The following is a 17,234-nucleotide window of genomic DNA, read 5'->3' as shown; positions in this document are numbered from 1 at the left end:
CCGCTTCGCATTCTTCCTGGAATTGCTCTAACGCGACTTCCGCCCGCTTCCCGAAGCCAGGCTCATCTTCAGCGCATCCATGATGTTGATGACGTTGCCGGTCGATTTTACCGGTGCGGGTTTTTTGGCGGGCGCCGCCTTCTTCAGGCTCTTCTGTTTGCCGCGGATCATCGATTTCAGGCGCTTCTGGATCGGATCCTGCACCATGGTCGGGCTCCAATCCTTCGTCTCTTCCTTCACCAGCCGCTTCATCAGCGTCAGGAGCTTGCTGTCGATCTCCGCCTTGTCGTCGATTTCGGCCGAGGGTTCGCGCACCTCGTCGCCATAGCGCAGGGTCCAGAGCACGATGCCTTTGCCTTGCGGCTCCAGGAGCACGGCGCGCTCGCGGCGATAGAGAACCAGGCGGGCAATGCCGACGACGTCGTTTGCCTTCATCGCTTCGCGGATGACGCAGAAGGCTTCCACGCCGACCTTGTCCTCCGGCGCCAGGAAATGCGGCTTGTCGTACCAGATCCAATCGATCGAGCCGCGTGGGACGAAGCTGTCGATATCGATGGTGCGGGTGCTTTCGAGCCCGACTTCCTCGATCTCCTCGTCTTCGAGAAGAACATAATCGTCCTCGCCGCGCGGATAACCCTTCACCTGGTCCCGGTCAGCCACCGGTTTATGGGTAACGCTGTCGACATAGCGGCTTTCGACGCGATTTTTCGTCTGGCGATTGAGGACGTGGAATCGCACCTTGTTGCTTTCAGTCGTCGCCGGCGTCAGCGAGACGGAGGCGGTGACGAGCGAGAGCTTGAGATAGCCTTTCCAGAATGTCTGGCGTGCCATGGCGGCCCTTCCCTCCCGACACGGTGGATATGGCGATCAACGGCAAAACCGGCCTTTGGTTCCGGGCCTGGCATACCGGCAGTACTTGATTCAGATCGAGAGATACCGCTTCTGCCACGGCAGCATCTTTTCCTGCCATGCGCGCGGCATGAACTCGTCATAAGCGGTCTCGGCGATCGCCAGCATCCAATTGCGGCCCTTTCGGGCCAACAGCACACAGGACAGTTCCATCCCGGGCTCGACGGCAATGGAAGGGCGGTTGGCGTCAGGAATATCCAATCCCTTGTCGCGCCACTGGATGACGATCTCATCGGGCTCGGATGTCCATTCACCCGAGGCGACGGAGGCCTTGCCGTCGGGATTGAAGCGGAGCGGCGGCGCCACAAGGTTCAAGAAGCTGCCGTCATTGTGGTAATTGCCGTCGATCTCGCCGGCGGTGGCCTTGCCCTTTCCCGACAGAACCATGTCCTGGCCGCATCGCATGAATATGTTGCGCCGGAAGCTCCCCGACCATGGCCGATTGGCGAAGAAGGCGATGTCGCATCCGTTGATGACGTTGTCGTGGATGTCGATATCTTTGCGAAAGGCCCGCTCCTGGTCGGAAAAGCCGCTCAGGCTGATGCCGCGATTGTTGTTCTCGATCCAATTGTCATAGACGTGATGGCCGGTACGGTCTGCCTTGTCGCCGATGCCGTAGCCGAAGGAATAGTCGTTCATCCTGCCGTCGCGCATGATGTTGCTGCGCACCACGGCATCGTCGCCGACCGATGAAAAGGAGAAATTCTTGCCGCCGATGAAATTGTACTCGACGAGATAGTTCCGGGTTTTATCGCAGACCAGGGCGCCCTTGTTCGAGGTGCTCGTCGGCGACTGCAGGAAGAGGTTGCCGCGGATCACGACGTCCGAACTGATATTGTCGTCGCTGTTCTGATAGGCGAACTGGCAGCAGTCCGCGCCCTCGCCCGGAGCCGCCCCCATACGGTTGTTTTCCAGAAGAACGTTCTTCGTTTTCGTTAGGTAGATGCCGTCGCCCTTGACATTCTCCGTTTCGCAGCGCCTGACGACGAGGTTGTTGCCGTTGTGAAACTTGAAGCCACGAGGCGAGTTCTTGACGATGACGTCTTCGACCACCGTATCGGAAAACACCTGATAGGCGACGCCGATATCCTCTGCCCCGTCGATGACCTCAGCCCGGGTGGACGCGCCGTGAACTTTTTTTCGCAGGATTGCGGGCATCGGATCTCCATCGACGCGGTTACCGCAGCGCCGCGCATCTTCTCAGATGCGCCAAGGGTGCGGCTAGGCTTTGAGCTGCTGCAGCATTATCCTTAAATCAATTCCGATCATAAGACATATGCAGTCGCGTCGAATTAATGCAGGGCATGTGGCAGGAGTTTGACGGCCTGCCTCGACTTTGCACGCCGCCATGCGACCTCAGAGTCCCACGCTTGGCGATCGGTCACCGCGTTTCGAGTATCCGCATCAACCGGCCGCGATAGCTGTCTAGGATAACGGCAAGCACGATGACGGCGCCGATGACGATCGGCTTGATGTTGTCGTCGGCCCCCAGCAGCTGCAATCCCGTCGACAGCACCTGCAGAATGCAGGCGCCGACCAGCGTTCCGACGATCGAGCCCTTGCCGCCCGAGAGGCTGGTTCCGCCGATGATGACCGCGGCGATCGCATTCAACTCATAGCCGATGCCCGCAACCGGACTGCCGACATTGAGGCGGAGCAGATAGACCATGGCCGCGATGCCGGCAGTCAGGCCGGAGATGGTGAACACCGCGATCTTGTAGCGTTTCGGCTCATGTCCCGACAGCCGCACAGCCTCTTCATTGGTGCCGATCGCGAAGACAAAACGCCCGAACACGGTATAACGCAGCACAAACCAGCCGACGAGGACGACGACGATCGCAATCAGAAAGATTGATGGGAAGATGCCCCAGAAGATCAGATTTCCGAAATCGACAAAGGGCTGCGGCAGGCCGGTGATGGTGGAGTTGTCACTGACGACGCGGGCGAGACCGCTGGCGACATTCAGCATTCCGAGCGTGACGATGAAGGACGGCAGCTTCCACTTTTCGCAGACCCAGCCGTTGATGGCGCCAAGGATCGCGCCGGTGCCCATCGAGGCGAGCGAAGCGAGCACGATCGCCTGCCAGGGCGAGAGCCTGGGGTCGATCATGATCGTCGCGCCGATGACCGTGCAAAGAGCCAGCAGCGAGCCGACCGAGAGATCGATGCCGCCAACCAGGATGACGAAGGTCATGCCCGAGGCGAGGACCGTGTTGATGGCGATCTGCACGAAGATCTTCAGGAAATTCTCCGGCGTCGCGAAATAGGGCGCCGCTGCCGAGAAGAATATCAGGATCAGGACGAGGGCGATGGCAACGCCTGCCTCCTTCATCGAGATCCGGATGAGCTTGTCCCAGAAGCCTGTCTCTTTCGCTTCGATCTTGGTTTCAATGTTGCCGGACACGACTGTACTCCTTGTAAGCGAGTGAGAGGATCCTGCTCTCTTCGAATTGATCCCGCGCTATTTCGCCGGCGATCTTGCCGTCCGACAGGACGATGATGCGATGGCAGATGCCGATGAGCTCCGGCAGATCCGAGGATACGACCAGAACGCCCTTTCCTTCGGCGGCAAATTTCCACAGAAGCTCGTAGATTTCCGCCTTGGCGCCGACGTCGATCCCGCGGGTCGGCTCATCGAATATCAGCACCTTGGGACCGCGGAACAGCCATTTGGCGATGACGACCTTTTGCTGGTTGCCGCCCGAAAACGTCCTGACCATCTGATGGATCGACGGGGTTTTGATGCGCAGCTCGCGCACGAGACGCTGGGCGTGGCCGTTCTCCGCCTTTCGGCTGATCAGCCCCTTGCGGGAGATCTTGCCGAGATCCGTCACCGTGGCGTTTTCCGCGCAGCTCATGTCGAGCATCAGGCCCTGCAGCTTGCGGTCTTCCGTCGCCAGGCACAGGCCGGCGGCAACCGCGTCTTTGGGCGAATTGATCGCAACCGGCTTTCCGTCGACGCGGATTTCGCCGCTGGCTTTGGCGTCGGCGCCGAATATGGCGCGCACCGCTTCCGTCCGGCCGCTGCCGACAAGGCCGGCAATGCCGACGATTTCGCCCTTGGCGACGGAAAAGGACAGTTCCGGGCTGTTGCGTGTCACCTTCAGGCCGGAGACGCCAAGCGCTTCGCCGAACACGGCGGTGTCACTGCGAAAGACGCCGTGATCCGAGAGCGTTCGCCCGACCATCAGCTCGACGATGTCAGGGATGGCCAATCCGGCCAGCGGACGCGTGATGACATGCTGGCCGTCGCGCAGCACCGTGACATCATCCCCGACTTCGAAGATCTCCTCGAGCCGATGGGAGATATAAAGCGTCGTGACGCCGCGCGCCTTCAGCCGCTTCAGGATCTCGAACAGCCGGTCGACCTCCTTGGAGGTCAGGGTTGCCGTCGGCTCATCGAGGACGAGCAGCTTGCTTTCGTAGCAGAGCGCCTTGGCGATTTCGAGCAGCTGCAGCTGCGCGACGCTGAGGCGGCTGGCAAGCGTCGTCGGGGCCACGTCGAGGCCGACTTCTGCCAGCAGTTCAGCCGCGCGGCTGTTCATTTTCCGGTAGTCCACCAGGCCGTATCGGCGCGGAAGATGCTCGAAAAGCAGGTTTTCGGCGACGGTGAGATTGGAAAGGGGATGGAGTTCCTGGTGGATGACGCGAATGCCCGCCTGGAAGGCTTCCAGCGGCGAGCCCGGATGATAAGGCTTGCCGTCAAAAGAAATCTGCCCGTCATCCGGCTTGAAGACGCCGCCCAGCAGGTTGATCAAGGTCGACTTGCCTGCGCCATTCTCGCCGAGGAGAACGTGGCCCTTGCCACGGCCGATCCGCATGGAAACATTTCTGAGCGCCACGACGCCCGGGAAACGCTTGCCGATCCCCTCCAGCTTCAAGATGTAGTCGTCTGCTGCGTCTGACACGTCCACCTCGTGCATGATCCGTTGAAATTCGAGATGGCCACCCTCCGCACAAGACGCAAATCGGCTGGCAGCGGTCAGCGCCGGCTTGGCAGCCGGCGCTTCCTGTGGCCTTAAATCGGCAACCCGATTATTTGAGGTCGCCGGCGGTGACGAGCTTGATGTCGGTCTTGACCCAGCCGGTGAATTTCTCGCCGGCAAGTTCGCGCATACCGTAGTCGATGCCCATGACCGCCATCTGCGCGCCATACTGTTCGACGGTGGCAAGCATCTTACCATCCTTGATCAGCGGCTGCACCGGCGGGATGTTGTCGAAGCCGACGACCTTGATCTTGCCGGCCTTGCCGGTTGCATCGAGCGCCTTGACGACGCCCAGCGCCATCGAGTCGTTGGCGGCCATCACGCCCTGAATATCCTTATACTTCGTCAGGAAATTGGTCATGACGGTGTTGGCTTCTTCCGTCTCCCAATGGGCGGTCTTGCTGTCGAGCAGCTCGAGCTTGCCCGACTTGACGGAGTCCATGAAGCCTTCCTTGCGTTCCTTGGCATTGTCGGCCTCGGGATTGCCCTCGAGGATGACAACCTTCGCACCAGGGCCCAGATCCTTGGCCAGCGCATCGCCGGCGAGCTTGGCGCCTTCGCGATTGTCCGGGCCGAAGAATGCCAGGTCGATACCGGCGGCCTTCTTGGCATCGGCATCGAGCGGCACATCGATGTTGATGACCTTGACGCCCGCCTTGACCGCCTTTGCAAGCGGCGTTGCCATCGCCTTCGAATCGGCCGGGGCAACGACGATGATGTCGTATTTCTGCGTCACGAAGTTCTCGACGGCATCGACCTGAGCGGCAAAATCGCGCTCGTCCTTCATGCCGACCGCCTTGAACTCGAACTTGTCCTTGTTCTCAGCCGCATACTTATCGGCACCGGCCTTCATCTGCTTGAAGAACTCATTGGACAGAGACTTCATGATCAGGCCGACCTTGGGCTTGCCGGCCGCAAAAGCGGGCGACACGCCGCAAGACAAGGCGAGCACCAGGGTGCCGGCAAGGCCAAGCTTCAGTGCCGCACGGCGCGGCGCATTCATCAGGACTGAATCACGCTTAGTAGAATGGGACATTTCTCTCCTCCGAACGGTTCCGGGCCTATCCTCACCTGAGTGCCTTCGTAGATGAACCGTTTCCAACGAGACTTGGGTAACAACGCGTCGATGGATTGTCAAGGCGCTGGAAACCGGAGGTAAGTGGGGAAAATGTGATTAATCCCTGCTCTCTGCAGATTGTGACGATGAACCGTTTCCATTGAATGCGGCCCATCTCCATGCTATGGGAGATGTCATCATGTTTGACGAAGGCGATGGAGACCATTAGCTGAAGGCTCGATCGGGTGCCCTCGGAGGTCCCGAACTGAAGATGAAGGGACATGTTCTTCCATTATGCCAAAGGTCGGAATTCGAGACGTTGCCAAGCTTGCCGGCGTTTCCACCGGGACTGTCTCACGGGTCTTGAACGACCACCCTTCGGTGACGGATGAGCTGAGGGCACGCGTCAGACGCATCATCGACGACCTCGGCTATATGCCCGACCCGTCGGCGCGAAGCATGCGCAGCAAGGTCAGCCGCCTGATCGGCATCGTCATTCCGGATCTGACCAATCCGTTCTTCTCCGAACTCGTGCAGTCCGCCGAACAGGCGGCGGCAAGTCATGGCTACAACATCATCGTCATGACGTCGTTTGACGATGCGGCCAAGGAGGCCGACCGCATCGGACAACTGACAAGCCGGAAGGTGGACGGCATCATTCTCGTGCCCAGCAATGATTTCCATACGCTCAAGCTGCCGAAGGCCCTGCCGATCGTCGTCGTCGACCGCCTGATGCCGGGATATTCCGGCATCGCCTCCGATCACCGCAGCGGCGTGCGCCTCGGGGTCGAACATCTTCTTAAGCTCGGCCATCGCCGCATCGGTTTCATTTCAGGCCCCAGGCATTCCGTGCCGGCCAATGATCGCCTCAAGGGCTACCTTGATGCGATGGGCCAATCCGACGACGACGGGCAAATTCAGGCCTCGCAACTGATCGCCGAGGCGGCTTTCGATTATGAAAGCGGCCGATCAGCCGGAAACTATCTGCTGGCGCGGGCGCGCAGCGAACGCCCGACCGCCATCTTTGCAAGCTCGGACCAGCAGGCGATCGGCTGCATGAGAGCGGCCCACGATCTGGGAATCCCGATCCCCGCAGCCCTTTCCATCGTCGGCTTCGACGGCATTCCGCTGTCGAGCATGACGACGCCGCGGTTGACCACCGTCAAGCAGCCGATTCAGAGGATTGCCGCAGCGGCCGTCGCAGTTCTGTTGAACAAGCAACCGACGCCCGGCGTCGGCCATCCCATCCTGCTCGACTGCGAACTTTCGGAAGGGGAAACGACCTCTTCCCCGCAACCCGACTGACCAGATCGGCCGCCGGGCGCTTCTTCGGCTTTCACCATTCCTAGATTTCGCTCGCACGGTCCAGACCGAAGCGCGGGCTGCGCCTTGGCCGAAACGCATCCACCTTTTCTGCCGCGATGCCAGCCAGGCGTCCTATATGCGTGCCCAAAGAAATCCATTTGACGGATATCCTACAAGTGGATATGTCTAAGCCATCCTCATCGTTGCAGACCAATGGGAATGGCATGTCGCTGAAATCCATGAAGCCCCTCGCCCGCGCGCCTCTTCTCCACGTGTCCGTGCAGGAAAGCCTGCGCGCCTATATCAGCGACAATGGATTAAAGCCCGGCACGCCGCTTCCGGCCGAATCCGACCTGGCGAACCAGCTCGGCGTCAGCCGCAATTCGCTGCGCGAAGGCATCAAGGCATTGGAATCCGTGGGGGTGCTGGAATCGCGCCGCGGCATCGGCATCTTCGTCAAGGCTTTCTCATTCGAACCGCTGCTCGACAATCTCGCCTATGGCCTTGGCGGCGCCCTGCGCCAGATCGAGGAAGTGATCGAGATCCGCCGGACCCTGGAGGTCGGCCTGATCGGCAAGACGGTCGAGATGATCGGCGGCGACGATATCGCCGAGCTGCGCGCCACCGTGGACCGCATGCGGGTCCATGCCGAGCGTGGTCAATCCTTCGCTGACGAAGACCAGCTTTTTCACACCCTGCTGTTCCGCTGCCAGAACAACGAGACCCTTGCCCGGCTGATCGATGTGTTCTGGCTCGCCTTCTACAAGGCGTCCGATTTCGTCAACCTCGACAATGTCGACCCCGTCGCGACCTGGAGGGATCACGCGGCGATCGTCGATGCCATCGAGGCAAGGGACGTCGCGGAAGCACAGAAGCGCCTGGACCGCCATTACCACGGCATTTCCCGGGTGATCGCCGCCAATAAGAAAAGTGCCAATGTGGGAGGAGCACAATGAAAGGACTGTTGAGATTATCATCCGCCATCGCGCTTGCTGCGATGATGGCGACGACCGCCATCCCTGCCTTCACTGCCCCGGCGCGGGCAGCGACGCTGTCGGGCGGCTTCGATGTCGGGCCCGGCGGTTTCCAGGGCAATTTCAACCCGCTCGCCGCGACGGGCGGCTTCACCTGGCTCAGCGTCTACTTCGAGCCGCTGGTGACCTATGACGAGAAGCTCGAGAAGGTCGTCGGCCAACTCGCCTCGTCCTATGAGGTCAGCCCCGACCAGACGACCTACACGTTCAAGCTCGCCGACGCGAAATGGCATGACGGCAAGCCCTTCACCGCAAAGGACGCGACGTTCACCATCGAGCTTGCCAAGAACGCCAAGACCGGCTCGGTTCTCGCGGCGCGCCTGAACGCGGTTTCCTCGGCCGAAGCCAAGGACGACAAGACGCTGGTCATCAAGCTGTCGGCCCCGTCGGCCAGCCTGATGGACGCGCTGACGAAGGTGATGATGCTGCCGGAGCACGCGCTTTCGCAGATCCCCGCAGACCAGCTCGCCAAGAACAGCTGGTGGTCGACCGCGCCGATCGGCACCGGACCGTTCAAGTTCAGCAAATATGTCACCGATCAATATGTCGAACTTGCCGCCAATACCGACTACCGGGGCGGCAAACCGGCCTTGGAAAAGATCATCAACCGCTATTTCGCCAATCCGGCGGCGGCGATCGCCGCACTGCGCGCCGGCGAAATCCAGTTCACCTATGTCGATTCCAACGATCTTAAGGCCTTCAACGACAATAAGGATTTCCACGTCATCGAGGGCAACTCCTTCGTCGTCAACTATCTCGGCTTCAACCACGACTCGCCGATCTGGAAGGATATCCGGGTCCGTCAGGCGGTGATGTACGCGATCAATCGCGACGCGATCATCCAGAGCCTTTACGGCGGCGCCGCCAAACCGGCAAACTGCGCCTATATCGCCGACCAGGTGGTGCCGGCGGGCATCGAGACCTATGCCTATGATCCGGAAAAGGCCAGGCAGCTGCTGAAGGAAGCCGGCTGGGATCAGATCAATGGCGACAAGCCGATCACCCTTCTGACCTATTACACGACGCCGCTTGCCGCCAATGTCATGGCCGCGGTCCAGGCGATGCTGGCTCAGGTCGGCATCAACGTCACGCCGCGCGCCGTCGACACGCCGACCTATAACAGCATCGTGCTCAACCCGACGCCAGACATCGCGCAGTTTGAGATGGTCTACGCCGGCCTGCAGAACGGCCCGGATCCGGGCAGCATCAATGTCGGCCTCAACGAGAAGCAGATCCCGCCGGCCGGCCCCAACGTCGCCCGCGTGCGCATGCCGGTGCTGACCTCCGCGCTCGACGCGGCGCTGAGCGAGACGGATGCCGCCAAGCGCTCCGCCCGCTACCAGGAGGTCTGCAAGGTGATGAACAAGGAATTGCCCTGGGGTCCGCTGTGGGTGGCGAAACGTTATGGCGTCGCCTCCGCCAAGCTCAAGGACTTCATCTGGACGCCTGCTCCCGGCGGCGGCCCTTACCAGGCGCATCCGGAAAAATGGGCGATCGCCGAATAGGGCGCCACGCATCCTGATAGAGCCAGGCGCGGCCAGGTCGACGAACCTGTCCGCCCGCACAGGAACGGATTTTCCATGCTGCAATACAGTCTCCGGCGGCTGCTGATCGGAGTGGCCATGCTCTTTGCCTTGAGCATGCTGATCTTCGTCATGCTGCGCCTTACCCCCGGCGATCCGATCGACGCCTATATCGACCCGAACGTGCCGATGTCAGCGTCGGATCTTGCGGAACTGCGGGTCACGCTCGGCCTCGACCAGCCGCTGCCGGTGCAATATGTCGCCTGGCTGCAGCAGGCGCTGACGGGAAATCTCGGCTATTCGATCAAGCGGCCCGACCAGCCGGTGCTCGGCCTCGTGCTGTCACGGGTCGGCCCGACGGTTCTGCTGATGGGGTCGGCGATCGCGATCGCGATCATCGCCGGCATCGCGACCGGCATCGTCAGCGCGGTTCGCCGCAACTCCCTCGCCGACCTGTCCTTGTCGGTCTTGGCGGTCACCGGCATTTCCAGCCCGCCCTTCTTAAGCGCGCTGGTCGGCCTCTATCTGTTTTCGGTCTATTTCCGCTGGATGCCCTCCGGCGGCATGCTGACGCCCGGCCGGGAGTTTTCCGTCGCCGACCTCCTCCACCACCTCATCCTCCCGGCGACCCTGCTGGCCGTGGCGCAGACGGCGCTGATCATGCGCTATATGCGCGCGTCCATGCTCGAGGTGCTGAACCAGGACTATGTGCGCACCGCGCGCGCCAAGGGCGTCTTCGAATTCTGGGTCATCACCAAGCATGCCCTGCGCAATGCGCTGCTGCCCGTCATCACGCTGATCGGCTCGACCATCGGCCTTGCAATCGGCGGGGCGATCTTCATTGAAAGCGTCTTCAACTGGCCCGGCATGGGCCTGCTGATGGTCGATGCGGTGGAAGGCCGCGACTATCCTCTCATCATGGGTTCGACGCTGGTGATCGGCGCCTGCGTCATCGCCGTCAACCTCCTGACCGACCTCGCCTATGCGGTGGTCGATCCGCGGATCAAGGTGGGCTGAGTGATGCTGGCACGAAGCCCCGCCCGCAGTCCGGGCCCGATCGCGCGCTCCCTGCATCGCTTCCTGCTCAACCGGGCCGCCTTTGCCGGCCTGTGCATGATCGCGCTGGTGATCGCGGCAATCCTTTCCTATCCGCTGTGGTGGAGCTTCAAACCCAACGACATCGATCTTCTGGCGATGAATGCGCGGCCCGGATCCGCACACTGGTTCGGCACCGACGGCGTCGGCCGCGACATCTTTGCCCGGGTGATGGACGGCGGACGGATCTCGCTTTTGGTGGCCCTTACCTCGACCGTCATCTCCGCCATCATCGGTTTCCTGGTCGGGGCGGTCTCGGCGCTTGCCGGCCGCTTTGCGGATGCGGTCACCATGCGTTTCGTCGATCTTGTCATGACGCTGCCGCCGGTCATCTTCCTGTTGGTGCTCGCCTCGATCGCCGGCACCGGCATCTGGCCGACGGTCTTTGTCATCTCGCTGCTCTCCTGGCCGCTGCTGGCGCGCATGGTGCGCTCGCGGCTGCTGGAACTCCGCGAGCGTGATTTTGTGATGGCGGCTAGAGGCATGGGGGCGGGCCTGCCGCACCTGCTCTTTCGCCATGGCCTGCCGAACTCGATCGACATCCTGGTCGTCTTCGCGACGCTACAGATCGCCAATGCCATCCTGCTCGAGGCCGGCCTTTCCTTCCTCGGACTCGGCATTGCGCCGCCGGCGGCAAGCTGGGGCAACATGCTGAATGCCGCCCGCTCCACCGCCGTGCTCGAACAATATCCCTGGCAGTGGCTGTTTCCCGGCGGCTTTCTGGTGCTTGCCGTGCTGGCAATCAACTTCATTGGCGATGGTCTTCGCGATGCCTTCGACCCTCGCGCCGAATTAAACTGACGATCGAAAGAAAGCGAAAATGAGCAGATTCAAGGGTGTCGTTCCTCCCGTCGTAACCCCGTTGAACAAGGATTACACCGTCGACTACCCGTCCTATACGCGGGTGCTGGAAAACCTGATCGAGGCCGGCTGCCATGGCCTGTTCGTGCTCGGCTCGACCAGCGAGGTGATCTTCCACGATGAAAAGACCCGCCGAGAGATCATCGAGCACTCGGCCAAGGTCATCAACGGCCGGGTACCGCTGATCGTCGGGGTCATCGATCCCACCACCGACCGGGTCATCAACCATGCCAGGATCGCCAAATCGGTCGGCGCCGACGCGGTTGTCGTGACGGCGCCGTTCTACACGGTCACCAGCCAGGCCGAGACCATCGATCACTTCCGCTATATCCGCGATGCGGTCGACGTGCCGCTGATCGCCTATGACATTCCCGTCTGCGTGCATGTGAAACTGCAGCGCCAGACCAGCGTGACGCTGGCGAAGGAGGGAACCATCATCGGCATCAAGGATTCGAGCGGCGATGACGGCAATTTCCGCTATGTGCTGCTCGATCTCGCCGGCAACAAGGATGTCTTCCTGATGACCGGCTCAGAGATCGTCGTCGACACGGCGCTGCAGATGGGCGCCCACGGCGTGGTGCCCGGCATCGCCAATGTCGATCCGCATGGCTACGTCAGGCTCTGGAATGCCGCCCAGCGCGGCGACTGGGTCGCGGCCCGCAAGGAGCAGGAGCGGCTCTGCCGGCTCTTTGAAATCGTCTGGGTCGGGGCGGGCCGCGTCAGCGGCGGCGCTGCCGGCATCGGCGCCTTCAAGGCGGCGATGAAGAGCCTCGGCATCATCGATACGGCGCTGATGCCGCGCCCGCGCGCTGCTCTCAACGAGGCCGAAACGGCGAGGATCGACGAAATCCTGCGCGCCACCGGGTTGCTTGCCTGATGGACACCATGCCACAGACCGCCGACACCATTCTCGATATCAAGGGGCTGCGGACCGCCTTCCGCATCCGCTCGGGTGAGGTGACGGCGGTCGACGGCATCGATCTCAGCGTGGCGGCGGGCGAGACGCTGGCGCTCGTCGGCGAGTCCGGCTCGGGCAAATCGGTGACCAGCCTTTCGGTCATGCGGCTCCTGACCCGCAATATCGGTGCGATCGCCGCCGGCCGTATTGATCTGAAGCGCAAGAATGGCACCGTCAGCAATCTCGTCGACCTCGCCGAAAAGGACATGCGCGCTGTTCGCGGCAATGATATCGGCATGGTCTTCCAGGAACCGATGTCGAGCCTCAACCCGGTCTACACCATCGGCGACCAGATCTCGGAGCCGATCCGCATTCATCGCGGGGCGAACCGGAAAGCCGCCATGGATGCGGCCGTCTCGCTTCTCGACAGCGTCGGCATTCCCGATGCCAGGCGCCGTGCAGGTCAATATCCGCACGAGCTCTCCGGCGGCATGCGCCAGCGCGCCACAATTGCCATGGCCCTTGCCTGCGACCCGACGCTGCTGATAGCCGACGAGCCGACGACGGCGCTCGACGTCACTATCCAGGCGCAAATCCTCGCCCTCCTGCAGAGGCTGCAGCGCGAGCGCGGCATGGCCATGCTCTTCGTCACCCATAATCTCGGCGTCGTCGCCGAAATCGCCCATCGGGTAGCGGTGATGTATGCCGGACGGATCGTCGAGACGGGGCCGGTGGCCGAGGTTTTCCGCAATCCGCGGCATCCCTACACGATCGGCCTGCTGGCCTCGATGCCCAAACTCGGGGATGCAAGCCGGATGAAGCAGGCCGGTGAAAGGCTGGCGGCCATTCCAGGCGTCGTACCGAGCCTGATGAATATGCCCGCCGGTTGCGCTTTCCAGCCCCGCTGCAAATTCGCCATTGACGACTGCCGTGTGGCTGTGCCGCCGCTGGCCGACGTCAATTCGCGGCACAAGAGCCGCTGCATTCGCTGGCAGGAGATCCGATGAGCGAGCCCCTTCTCTCCGTCCGCGACCTTGGGAAAGATTATACGTCCCGCGGAACCAAGCTGACCATCCTGCGGGCCATATCCTTCGATATCGGCAGGGGCGAGGTGGTCGGGCTGGTCGGCGAATCCGGCAGCGGCAAGACCACGATCGGGCGATCAGTGCTGCGGCTTGTCGAACCCTCCGCCGGAAGCGTCCGCTTCGACGGCACCGAACTCACGAGCCTGTCCTCATCGGCAATGCGTCGCCTGCGGCCTCGGATGCAATATATTTTTCAGGACCCGTTCGCGAGCCTGTCGCCCCGCATGACAATCGGCGAAATTCTGACCGAGGGACTGAAGATTCAAAGCGTCGGCACGGCAAGAGAGCGATTGGACCGCGCCCGCGCCGCGCTCGAGCAGGTCGATCTTCCCACGGACGCCGTTAACCGTTATGCCCACGAGTTCTCGGGCGGCCAGCGGCAGCGGATCGGCATCGCCCGGGCGCTGACGCTCGCGCCGGAATTCATCGTCGCCGACGAGCCGGTCTCCGCGCTCGATGTCTCGATCCAGGCGCAGGTGATCAATCTTCTGCGTGACCTGCAGCAGGGTCTTGGGCTGACCATGCTGTTCATCAGTCACGATCTCGCCGTGGTCGAATATATCTGCGACCGGGTGATCGTACTCTATCTCGGCCGGATCATGGAAATCGCGCCAAGCGCTGCACTTTATGCCTGGCCGCTGCATCCCTACACCCGGGCGCTGCTCTCGGCGATCCCTTCGCCCGATCCCGATGCGCCGCGCCACCGCCAGATCCTCAAGGGCGATATTCCGAGCCCCGCCAATCCGCCGTGCGGTTGCGTCTTTCGCACGCGCTGTCCGAACGCCTTGCCCGCCTGCGGCGAGACCGTGCCGGAACTGCGCGAAATGAAGCCTGGGCATTTCAAAGCCTGTATCCGAGATGACCTGAACTGAGGGACGTGCGATGACCACCACCCGCCGCCACCCGATCGCGGGCAACTGGGCTAGCCTGCTGCTCCCCATTGCCGAAGACGACAGCATCGATTTCCAAAATCTCGCCGAGGAAATCGACATTCTGATCGCCGCCAAGGTCGACGGCATCTATTCGAATGGCACCGCGGGAGAATTCCACAATCAGCGGCAAGCGGAATACGAGCGAATTCAGGACGTGCTGGCGTCGCGTTGCCGCGCGGCCAGAATGCCGTTCGTCATCGGCGCCTGCCAGCCCGATCCGATCCTCATGCTCGATCGGCTGCGCCGCGCAACCTTTCACAAGCCATTGGCGATCCAGGTGATCTTCCCCGACTGGTGGCCGCTCACCAACCTCGAAGCCACCGACTTCCTGAAGCGCGCGTCGGAGGCGGCGGAAGGAACCCCGCTCATCCTTTATAATCCGCCGCATGCGAAACGTGTCCTGTCGCCAGCCGAGCTCCGTGAGGTTTGCGGCCCCTGTCCGTCAGTGGTCGGGATGAAGATCGCCGATGGCGACGACGCCTGGTATGCGCAGGCACGAGCGCATCTTTCCGAATTTTCGCTGTTCATTCCCGGCCACCATCTCGCAACCGGCATAAAGCAGGGCGTTGCTGCCGGGGCGTTTTCGAATGTTGCCTGTCTTCATCCCCGCGGCGCCCAGGCCTGGACAGAGCTGATGCATCGGGATCTGGACGCAGCGCTTGATATCGAAAGCCGCATCTGCGCCTTCATGGACGATCACATCGTCCCGTTTCGCCGTGACCGCGGCTATTCAAATGCAGCGCTCGACAAACTGCTTGCCGCGATCGGCAACTGGGGCCCGGTCACCACCAGGCTGAGATGGCCTTACCACTTTATCGACGAGCAAGAAGCGGCAAGTCTGCGCGATCGCGCGCGCATGATCATCCCGGAGCTCTTCGCTCAGTAGGTGACAAGACGCAGACCGAACGGGAGCCCTGCGGGATCATGCCGGAATGCGGGCGATGACCTTGATCTCGAAATCGAAGCCTGCCAGCCAGTTCACACCGATCGCGGTCCAATTCGGATAGGGCGGCTCGTTGAAAATCTCCTGCTTGACGGCCATGATCGTTTCAAACTGGTTCTCCGGATCGGTATGGAATGTCGTCACATCCACTATGTCGTCAAAGGTACAGCCTGCAGCCTCCAGCGTCGCCTTGAGGTTTTCGAAAGCCAGCCTGACCTGGCGCTGGAAGTCCGGTTCAGGTGTTCCATCGGAACGGCTGCCGACCTGGCCGGAGACGAACAGAAGATCACCGGTTCGGACGGCGGCCGAATAACCATGGTCCTCGTAAAGGGCGTGTCTGTTCGCCGGAAAGATTGCTTCGCGTCGGGTCATTGTCGATCTCGCTTCCTATCGTGATTGGATGAGCAGCAGGCGATGGAGGGGCTTCACAGGTCACCCTGCCGTTTGATATACGTCGCGTATATGAACTACGTCACGGGCCGGATGTCAAGTCTCATATACGGCCCGTATGCGAAATTGGAGGTGAGATGGTAAGAAGGCGCAGCGAGACGATGGAGGAAAATCGTGTGAAGCTAATCGCGGCTGCCCGAAAGGCCTTTGCCGAGAAAGGATATGCCGCCGCTTCGATGGACGAACTGACTGCCGAAGTCGGCCTGACGCGGGGAGCGCTCTATCACAACTTCGGAGACAAGCGCGGGCTGCTTGCGGCCGTTGTCGATCAGATCGACACGGAAATGGCGTCGCGTGCAAAGGAGATCGGCGCCCGCGCGGGTGATGATTGGCAGGGCCTTCTCGCCGAGGGCGCGGCTTATATCGAAATGGCGCTCGATCCGGAGGTCCAGCGCATCGTCCTGCTCGATGGGCCTGCCGTGCTGGGTGATCCTTCACAATGGCCGAGCCAGAGCAGTTGTCTTCAGGCAACCAGGCAGACAATCGAGCGCCTTATCGTCCAGGGCGCCCTCAAGCCGGTCGACGCGGAAGCAGCCGCCCGGCTGCTCAACGGCGCTGCGCTCAATGCCGCCCTCTGGATCGCGGCGAGTGACCGGCCGCAGGATGTGTTGCCAAGAGCTGTCGAGGCCTTCGACGCCTTGGCTGCCGGCCTTCTCAAGACGTCCGCGTGAGCTTCCGATATACTGGCGGCAAACTGGAATCTTGTTGGGGGAGATGCAGTGCGGATTGGCTCACACCGTCGTCTGTCACCAATAGCTCCCGAAAACCAGAAGAATTGCGCCGACCGCGATGACAACCATCGCCGGCCAGTTCCGCGCCAAGCTGAGGAACCTCAGGCCTTGGCGCCGCGGTTCGAGCGTGGCGCCGCCCTGCGGCATCAGGTGGGGATCACTCGGCTTTCGACGAAGCGCCGGCCGAAGGAGAAAAAGAAGGCCGCCGATTATGAGCGCGGCACCAATCAGAACTGCCCACATCGTCGCCTCCGCCGGGGATACGGGTGTGAGTTAAACCAGATCCAGCTGTGATTGTTCCGTTACGGATGTGCAGCCGATCGGCTGATTTCGAGCTTGGTTTCCGGCAATTGCAGTTTTCCAAGCTAAACGGATTTGTCAGTGCCTGAGCAAACATGTATTTGACCGGCAAAACACTCTCGCAA

17 protein-coding genes are annotated in these 17,234 nt (G+C 61.6%); 10 read left to right on the top strand and 7 right to left on the bottom strand.

Annotated elements, in window-relative coordinates:
* Nucleotides 1-27: 27 nt before the first annotated feature.
* From ku to B5E41_RS16145, 5 genes are all read right to left on the bottom strand, one after another.
* Nucleotides 28-831 (bottom strand): non-homologous end joining protein Ku, encoded by an 804-nt coding sequence (gene ku / locus B5E41_RS16165; RefSeq protein WP_088395185.1) that lies wholly within the window; start codon nt 829-831, stop codon nt 28-30.
* A 90-nt stretch (nt 832-921) separates the two neighbouring features.
* On the bottom strand, nt 922-2,067 hold the full coding sequence (locus tag B5E41_RS16160) for a right-handed parallel beta-helix repeat-containing protein (protein ID WP_088395183.1): 1,146 nt from the start codon (nt 2,065-2,067) through the stop codon (nt 922-924).
* Between the two features lie 223 nt (nt 2,068-2,290).
* Complete coding sequence (locus B5E41_RS16155) at nt 2,291-3,313, bottom strand: ABC transporter permease (RefSeq protein WP_088395181.1); 1,023 nt, start codon at nt 3,311-3,313, stop codon at nt 2,291-2,293.
* A complete protein-coding gene (locus B5E41_RS16150) occupies nt 3,297-4,832 on the bottom strand; it encodes a sugar ABC transporter ATP-binding protein (RefSeq protein ID WP_088395179.1) in 1,536 nt (511 codons plus the stop codon). Before B5E41_RS16150 ends, B5E41_RS16155 begins: the two co-directional genes overlap by 17 nt.
* Before the next feature lie 112 nt (nt 4,833-4,944).
* Nucleotides 4,945-5,931, bottom strand: a complete 987-nt coding sequence (locus B5E41_RS16145; RefSeq protein WP_088395177.1) for a sugar ABC transporter substrate-binding protein — start codon at nt 5,929-5,931, stop codon at nt 4,945-4,947.
* Between the two features lie 315 nt (nt 5,932-6,246).
* Between B5E41_RS16145 and B5E41_RS16135 the strand changes: the two genes are divergently transcribed.
* The 9 genes from B5E41_RS16135 to B5E41_RS16095 all read left to right on the top strand — a co-directional run bounded on the left by B5E41_RS16135 (nt 6,247) and on the right by B5E41_RS16095 (nt 15,571).
* Nucleotides 6,247-7,257, top strand: coding sequence for a LacI family DNA-binding transcriptional regulator (locus B5E41_RS16135; protein ID WP_064826926.1), 1,011 nt, complete (start codon nt 6,247-6,249; stop codon nt 7,255-7,257).
* A 224-nt stretch (nt 7,258-7,481) separates the two neighbouring features.
* A complete protein-coding gene (locus B5E41_RS16130) occupies nt 7,482-8,213 on the top strand; it encodes a FadR/GntR family transcriptional regulator (protein WP_064821331.1) in 732 nt (243 codons plus the stop codon).
* Nucleotides 8,210-9,796, top strand: coding sequence for an ABC transporter substrate-binding protein (locus tag B5E41_RS16125; protein ID WP_088395173.1), 1,587 nt, complete (start codon nt 8,210-8,212; stop codon nt 9,794-9,796). Before B5E41_RS16130 ends, B5E41_RS16125 begins: the two co-directional genes overlap by 4 nt.
* Nucleotides 9,797-9,871: 75 nt before the next feature.
* The gene (locus tag B5E41_RS16120) at nt 9,872-10,831 is read left to right on the top strand and encodes an ABC transporter permease (RefSeq protein ID WP_088395171.1); all 960 of its coding nucleotides are present in this window, start codon (nt 9,872-9,874) and stop codon (nt 10,829-10,831) included.
* Between the two features lie 3 nt (nt 10,832-10,834).
* On the top strand, nt 10,835-11,710 hold the full coding sequence (locus B5E41_RS16115; RefSeq protein WP_088395169.1) for an ABC transporter permease: 876 nt from the start codon (nt 10,835-10,837) through the stop codon (nt 11,708-11,710).
* A 19-nt stretch (nt 11,711-11,729) separates the two neighbouring features.
* Complete coding sequence (locus B5E41_RS16110) at nt 11,730-12,647, top strand: dihydrodipicolinate synthase family protein (protein WP_088395167.1); 918 nt, start codon at nt 11,730-11,732, stop codon at nt 12,645-12,647.
* A gap of 8 nt (nt 12,648-12,655) precedes the next feature.
* Entirely contained in the window at nt 12,656-13,675 is a 1,020-nt protein-coding gene (locus B5E41_RS16105; RefSeq protein ID WP_088395321.1) for an ABC transporter ATP-binding protein, read from the top strand.
* On the top strand, nt 13,672-14,625 hold the full coding sequence (locus tag B5E41_RS16100) for an ABC transporter ATP-binding protein (RefSeq protein WP_088395165.1): 954 nt from the start codon (nt 13,672-13,674) through the stop codon (nt 14,623-14,625). Before B5E41_RS16105 ends, B5E41_RS16100 begins: the two co-directional genes overlap by 4 nt.
* Before the next feature lie 10 nt (nt 14,626-14,635).
* Nucleotides 14,636-15,571: a dihydrodipicolinate synthase family protein gene (locus tag B5E41_RS16095; protein ID WP_088395163.1), complete on the top strand. Its 936-nt coding sequence runs from the start codon at nt 14,636-14,638 to the stop codon at nt 15,569-15,571.
* A 36-nt stretch (nt 15,572-15,607) separates the two neighbouring features.
* Here the strand turns inward: B5E41_RS16095 and B5E41_RS16090 are convergent, their stop codons facing one another.
* Entirely contained in the window at nt 15,608-16,000 is a 393-nt protein-coding gene (locus tag B5E41_RS16090; RefSeq protein ID WP_088395161.1) for a RidA family protein, read from the bottom strand.
* Nucleotides 16,001-16,155: 155 nt separating this feature from the next.
* On the opposite strand from B5E41_RS16090, the gene B5E41_RS16085 reads away from it, so the two are divergent.
* On the top strand, nt 16,156-16,749 hold the full coding sequence (locus B5E41_RS16085) for a TetR/AcrR family transcriptional regulator (protein WP_088395159.1): 594 nt from the start codon (nt 16,156-16,158) through the stop codon (nt 16,747-16,749).
* 75 nt (nt 16,750-16,824) lie between these two features.
* On the opposite strand, the gene B5E41_RS32260 is transcribed toward B5E41_RS16085, so the two are convergent.
* The gene (locus B5E41_RS32260) at nt 16,825-17,052 is read right to left on the bottom strand and encodes a hypothetical protein (protein ID WP_064800627.1); all 228 of its coding nucleotides are present in this window, start codon (nt 17,050-17,052) and stop codon (nt 16,825-16,827) included.
* Nucleotides 17,053-17,234: the final 182 nt, after the last annotated feature.

It is taken from the genome of Rhizobium esperanzae, from assembly GCF_002204185.1.
GTDB lineage: Bacteria > Pseudomonadota > Alphaproteobacteria > Rhizobiales > Rhizobiaceae > Rhizobium > Rhizobium esperanzae.
The sequence above is the reverse complement of the archived record's forward strand: the minus strand, read 5'-3'. Positions and strand labels throughout refer to the sequence as shown.

Excerpts from the sequence above, each read along its gene's own strand:
- B5E41_RS16160 (WP_088395183.1), bottom strand. The coding sequence starts at position 2,067 with ATGCCCGCAATCCTGCGAAAAAAAGTTCACGGCGCGTCCACCCGGGCT.
- B5E41_RS16145 (WP_088395177.1), bottom strand. The coding sequence starts at position 5,931 with ATGTCCCATTCTACTAAGCGTGATTCAGTCCTGATGAATGCGCCGCGC.
- B5E41_RS16150 (WP_088395179.1), bottom strand. The coding sequence starts at position 4,832 with ATGCACGAGGTGGACGTGTCAGACGCAGCAGACGACTACATCTTGAAG.
- B5E41_RS16120 (WP_088395171.1), top strand. The coding sequence starts at position 9,872 with ATGCTGCAATACAGTCTCCGGCGGCTGCTGATCGGAGTGGCCATGCTC.
- B5E41_RS16100 (WP_088395165.1), top strand. The coding sequence starts at position 13,672 with ATGAGCGAGCCCCTTCTCTCCGTCCGCGACCTTGGGAAAGATTATACG.
- B5E41_RS16125 (WP_088395173.1), top strand. The coding sequence starts at position 8,210 with ATGAAAGGACTGTTGAGATTATCATCCGCCATCGCGCTTGCTGCGATG.
- B5E41_RS16115 (WP_088395169.1), top strand. The coding sequence starts at position 10,835 with ATGCTGGCACGAAGCCCCGCCCGCAGTCCGGGCCCGATCGCGCGCTCC.
- ku (WP_088395185.1), bottom strand. The coding sequence starts at position 831 with ATGGCACGCCAGACATTCTGGAAAGGCTATCTCAAGCTCTCGCTCGTC.
- B5E41_RS16085 (WP_088395159.1), top strand. The coding sequence starts at position 16,156 with ATGGTAAGAAGGCGCAGCGAGACGATGGAGGAAAATCGTGTGAAGCTA.
- B5E41_RS32260 (WP_064800627.1), bottom strand. The coding sequence starts at position 17,052 with ATGTGGGCAGTTCTGATTGGTGCCGCGCTCATAATCGGCGGCCTTCTT.
- B5E41_RS16135 (WP_064826926.1), top strand. The coding sequence starts at position 6,247 with ATGCCAAAGGTCGGAATTCGAGACGTTGCCAAGCTTGCCGGCGTTTCC.
- B5E41_RS16130 (WP_064821331.1), top strand. The coding sequence starts at position 7,482 with ATGTCGCTGAAATCCATGAAGCCCCTCGCCCGCGCGCCTCTTCTCCAC.
- B5E41_RS16095 (WP_088395163.1), top strand. The coding sequence starts at position 14,636 with ATGACCACCACCCGCCGCCACCCGATCGCGGGCAACTGGGCTAGCCTG.
- B5E41_RS16090 (WP_088395161.1), bottom strand. The coding sequence starts at position 16,000 with ATGACCCGACGCGAAGCAATCTTTCCGGCGAACAGACACGCCCTTTAC.
- B5E41_RS16110 (WP_088395167.1), top strand. The coding sequence starts at position 11,730 with ATGAGCAGATTCAAGGGTGTCGTTCCTCCCGTCGTAACCCCGTTGAAC.
- B5E41_RS16105 (WP_088395321.1), top strand. The coding sequence starts at position 12,656 with ATGCCACAGACCGCCGACACCATTCTCGATATCAAGGGGCTGCGGACC.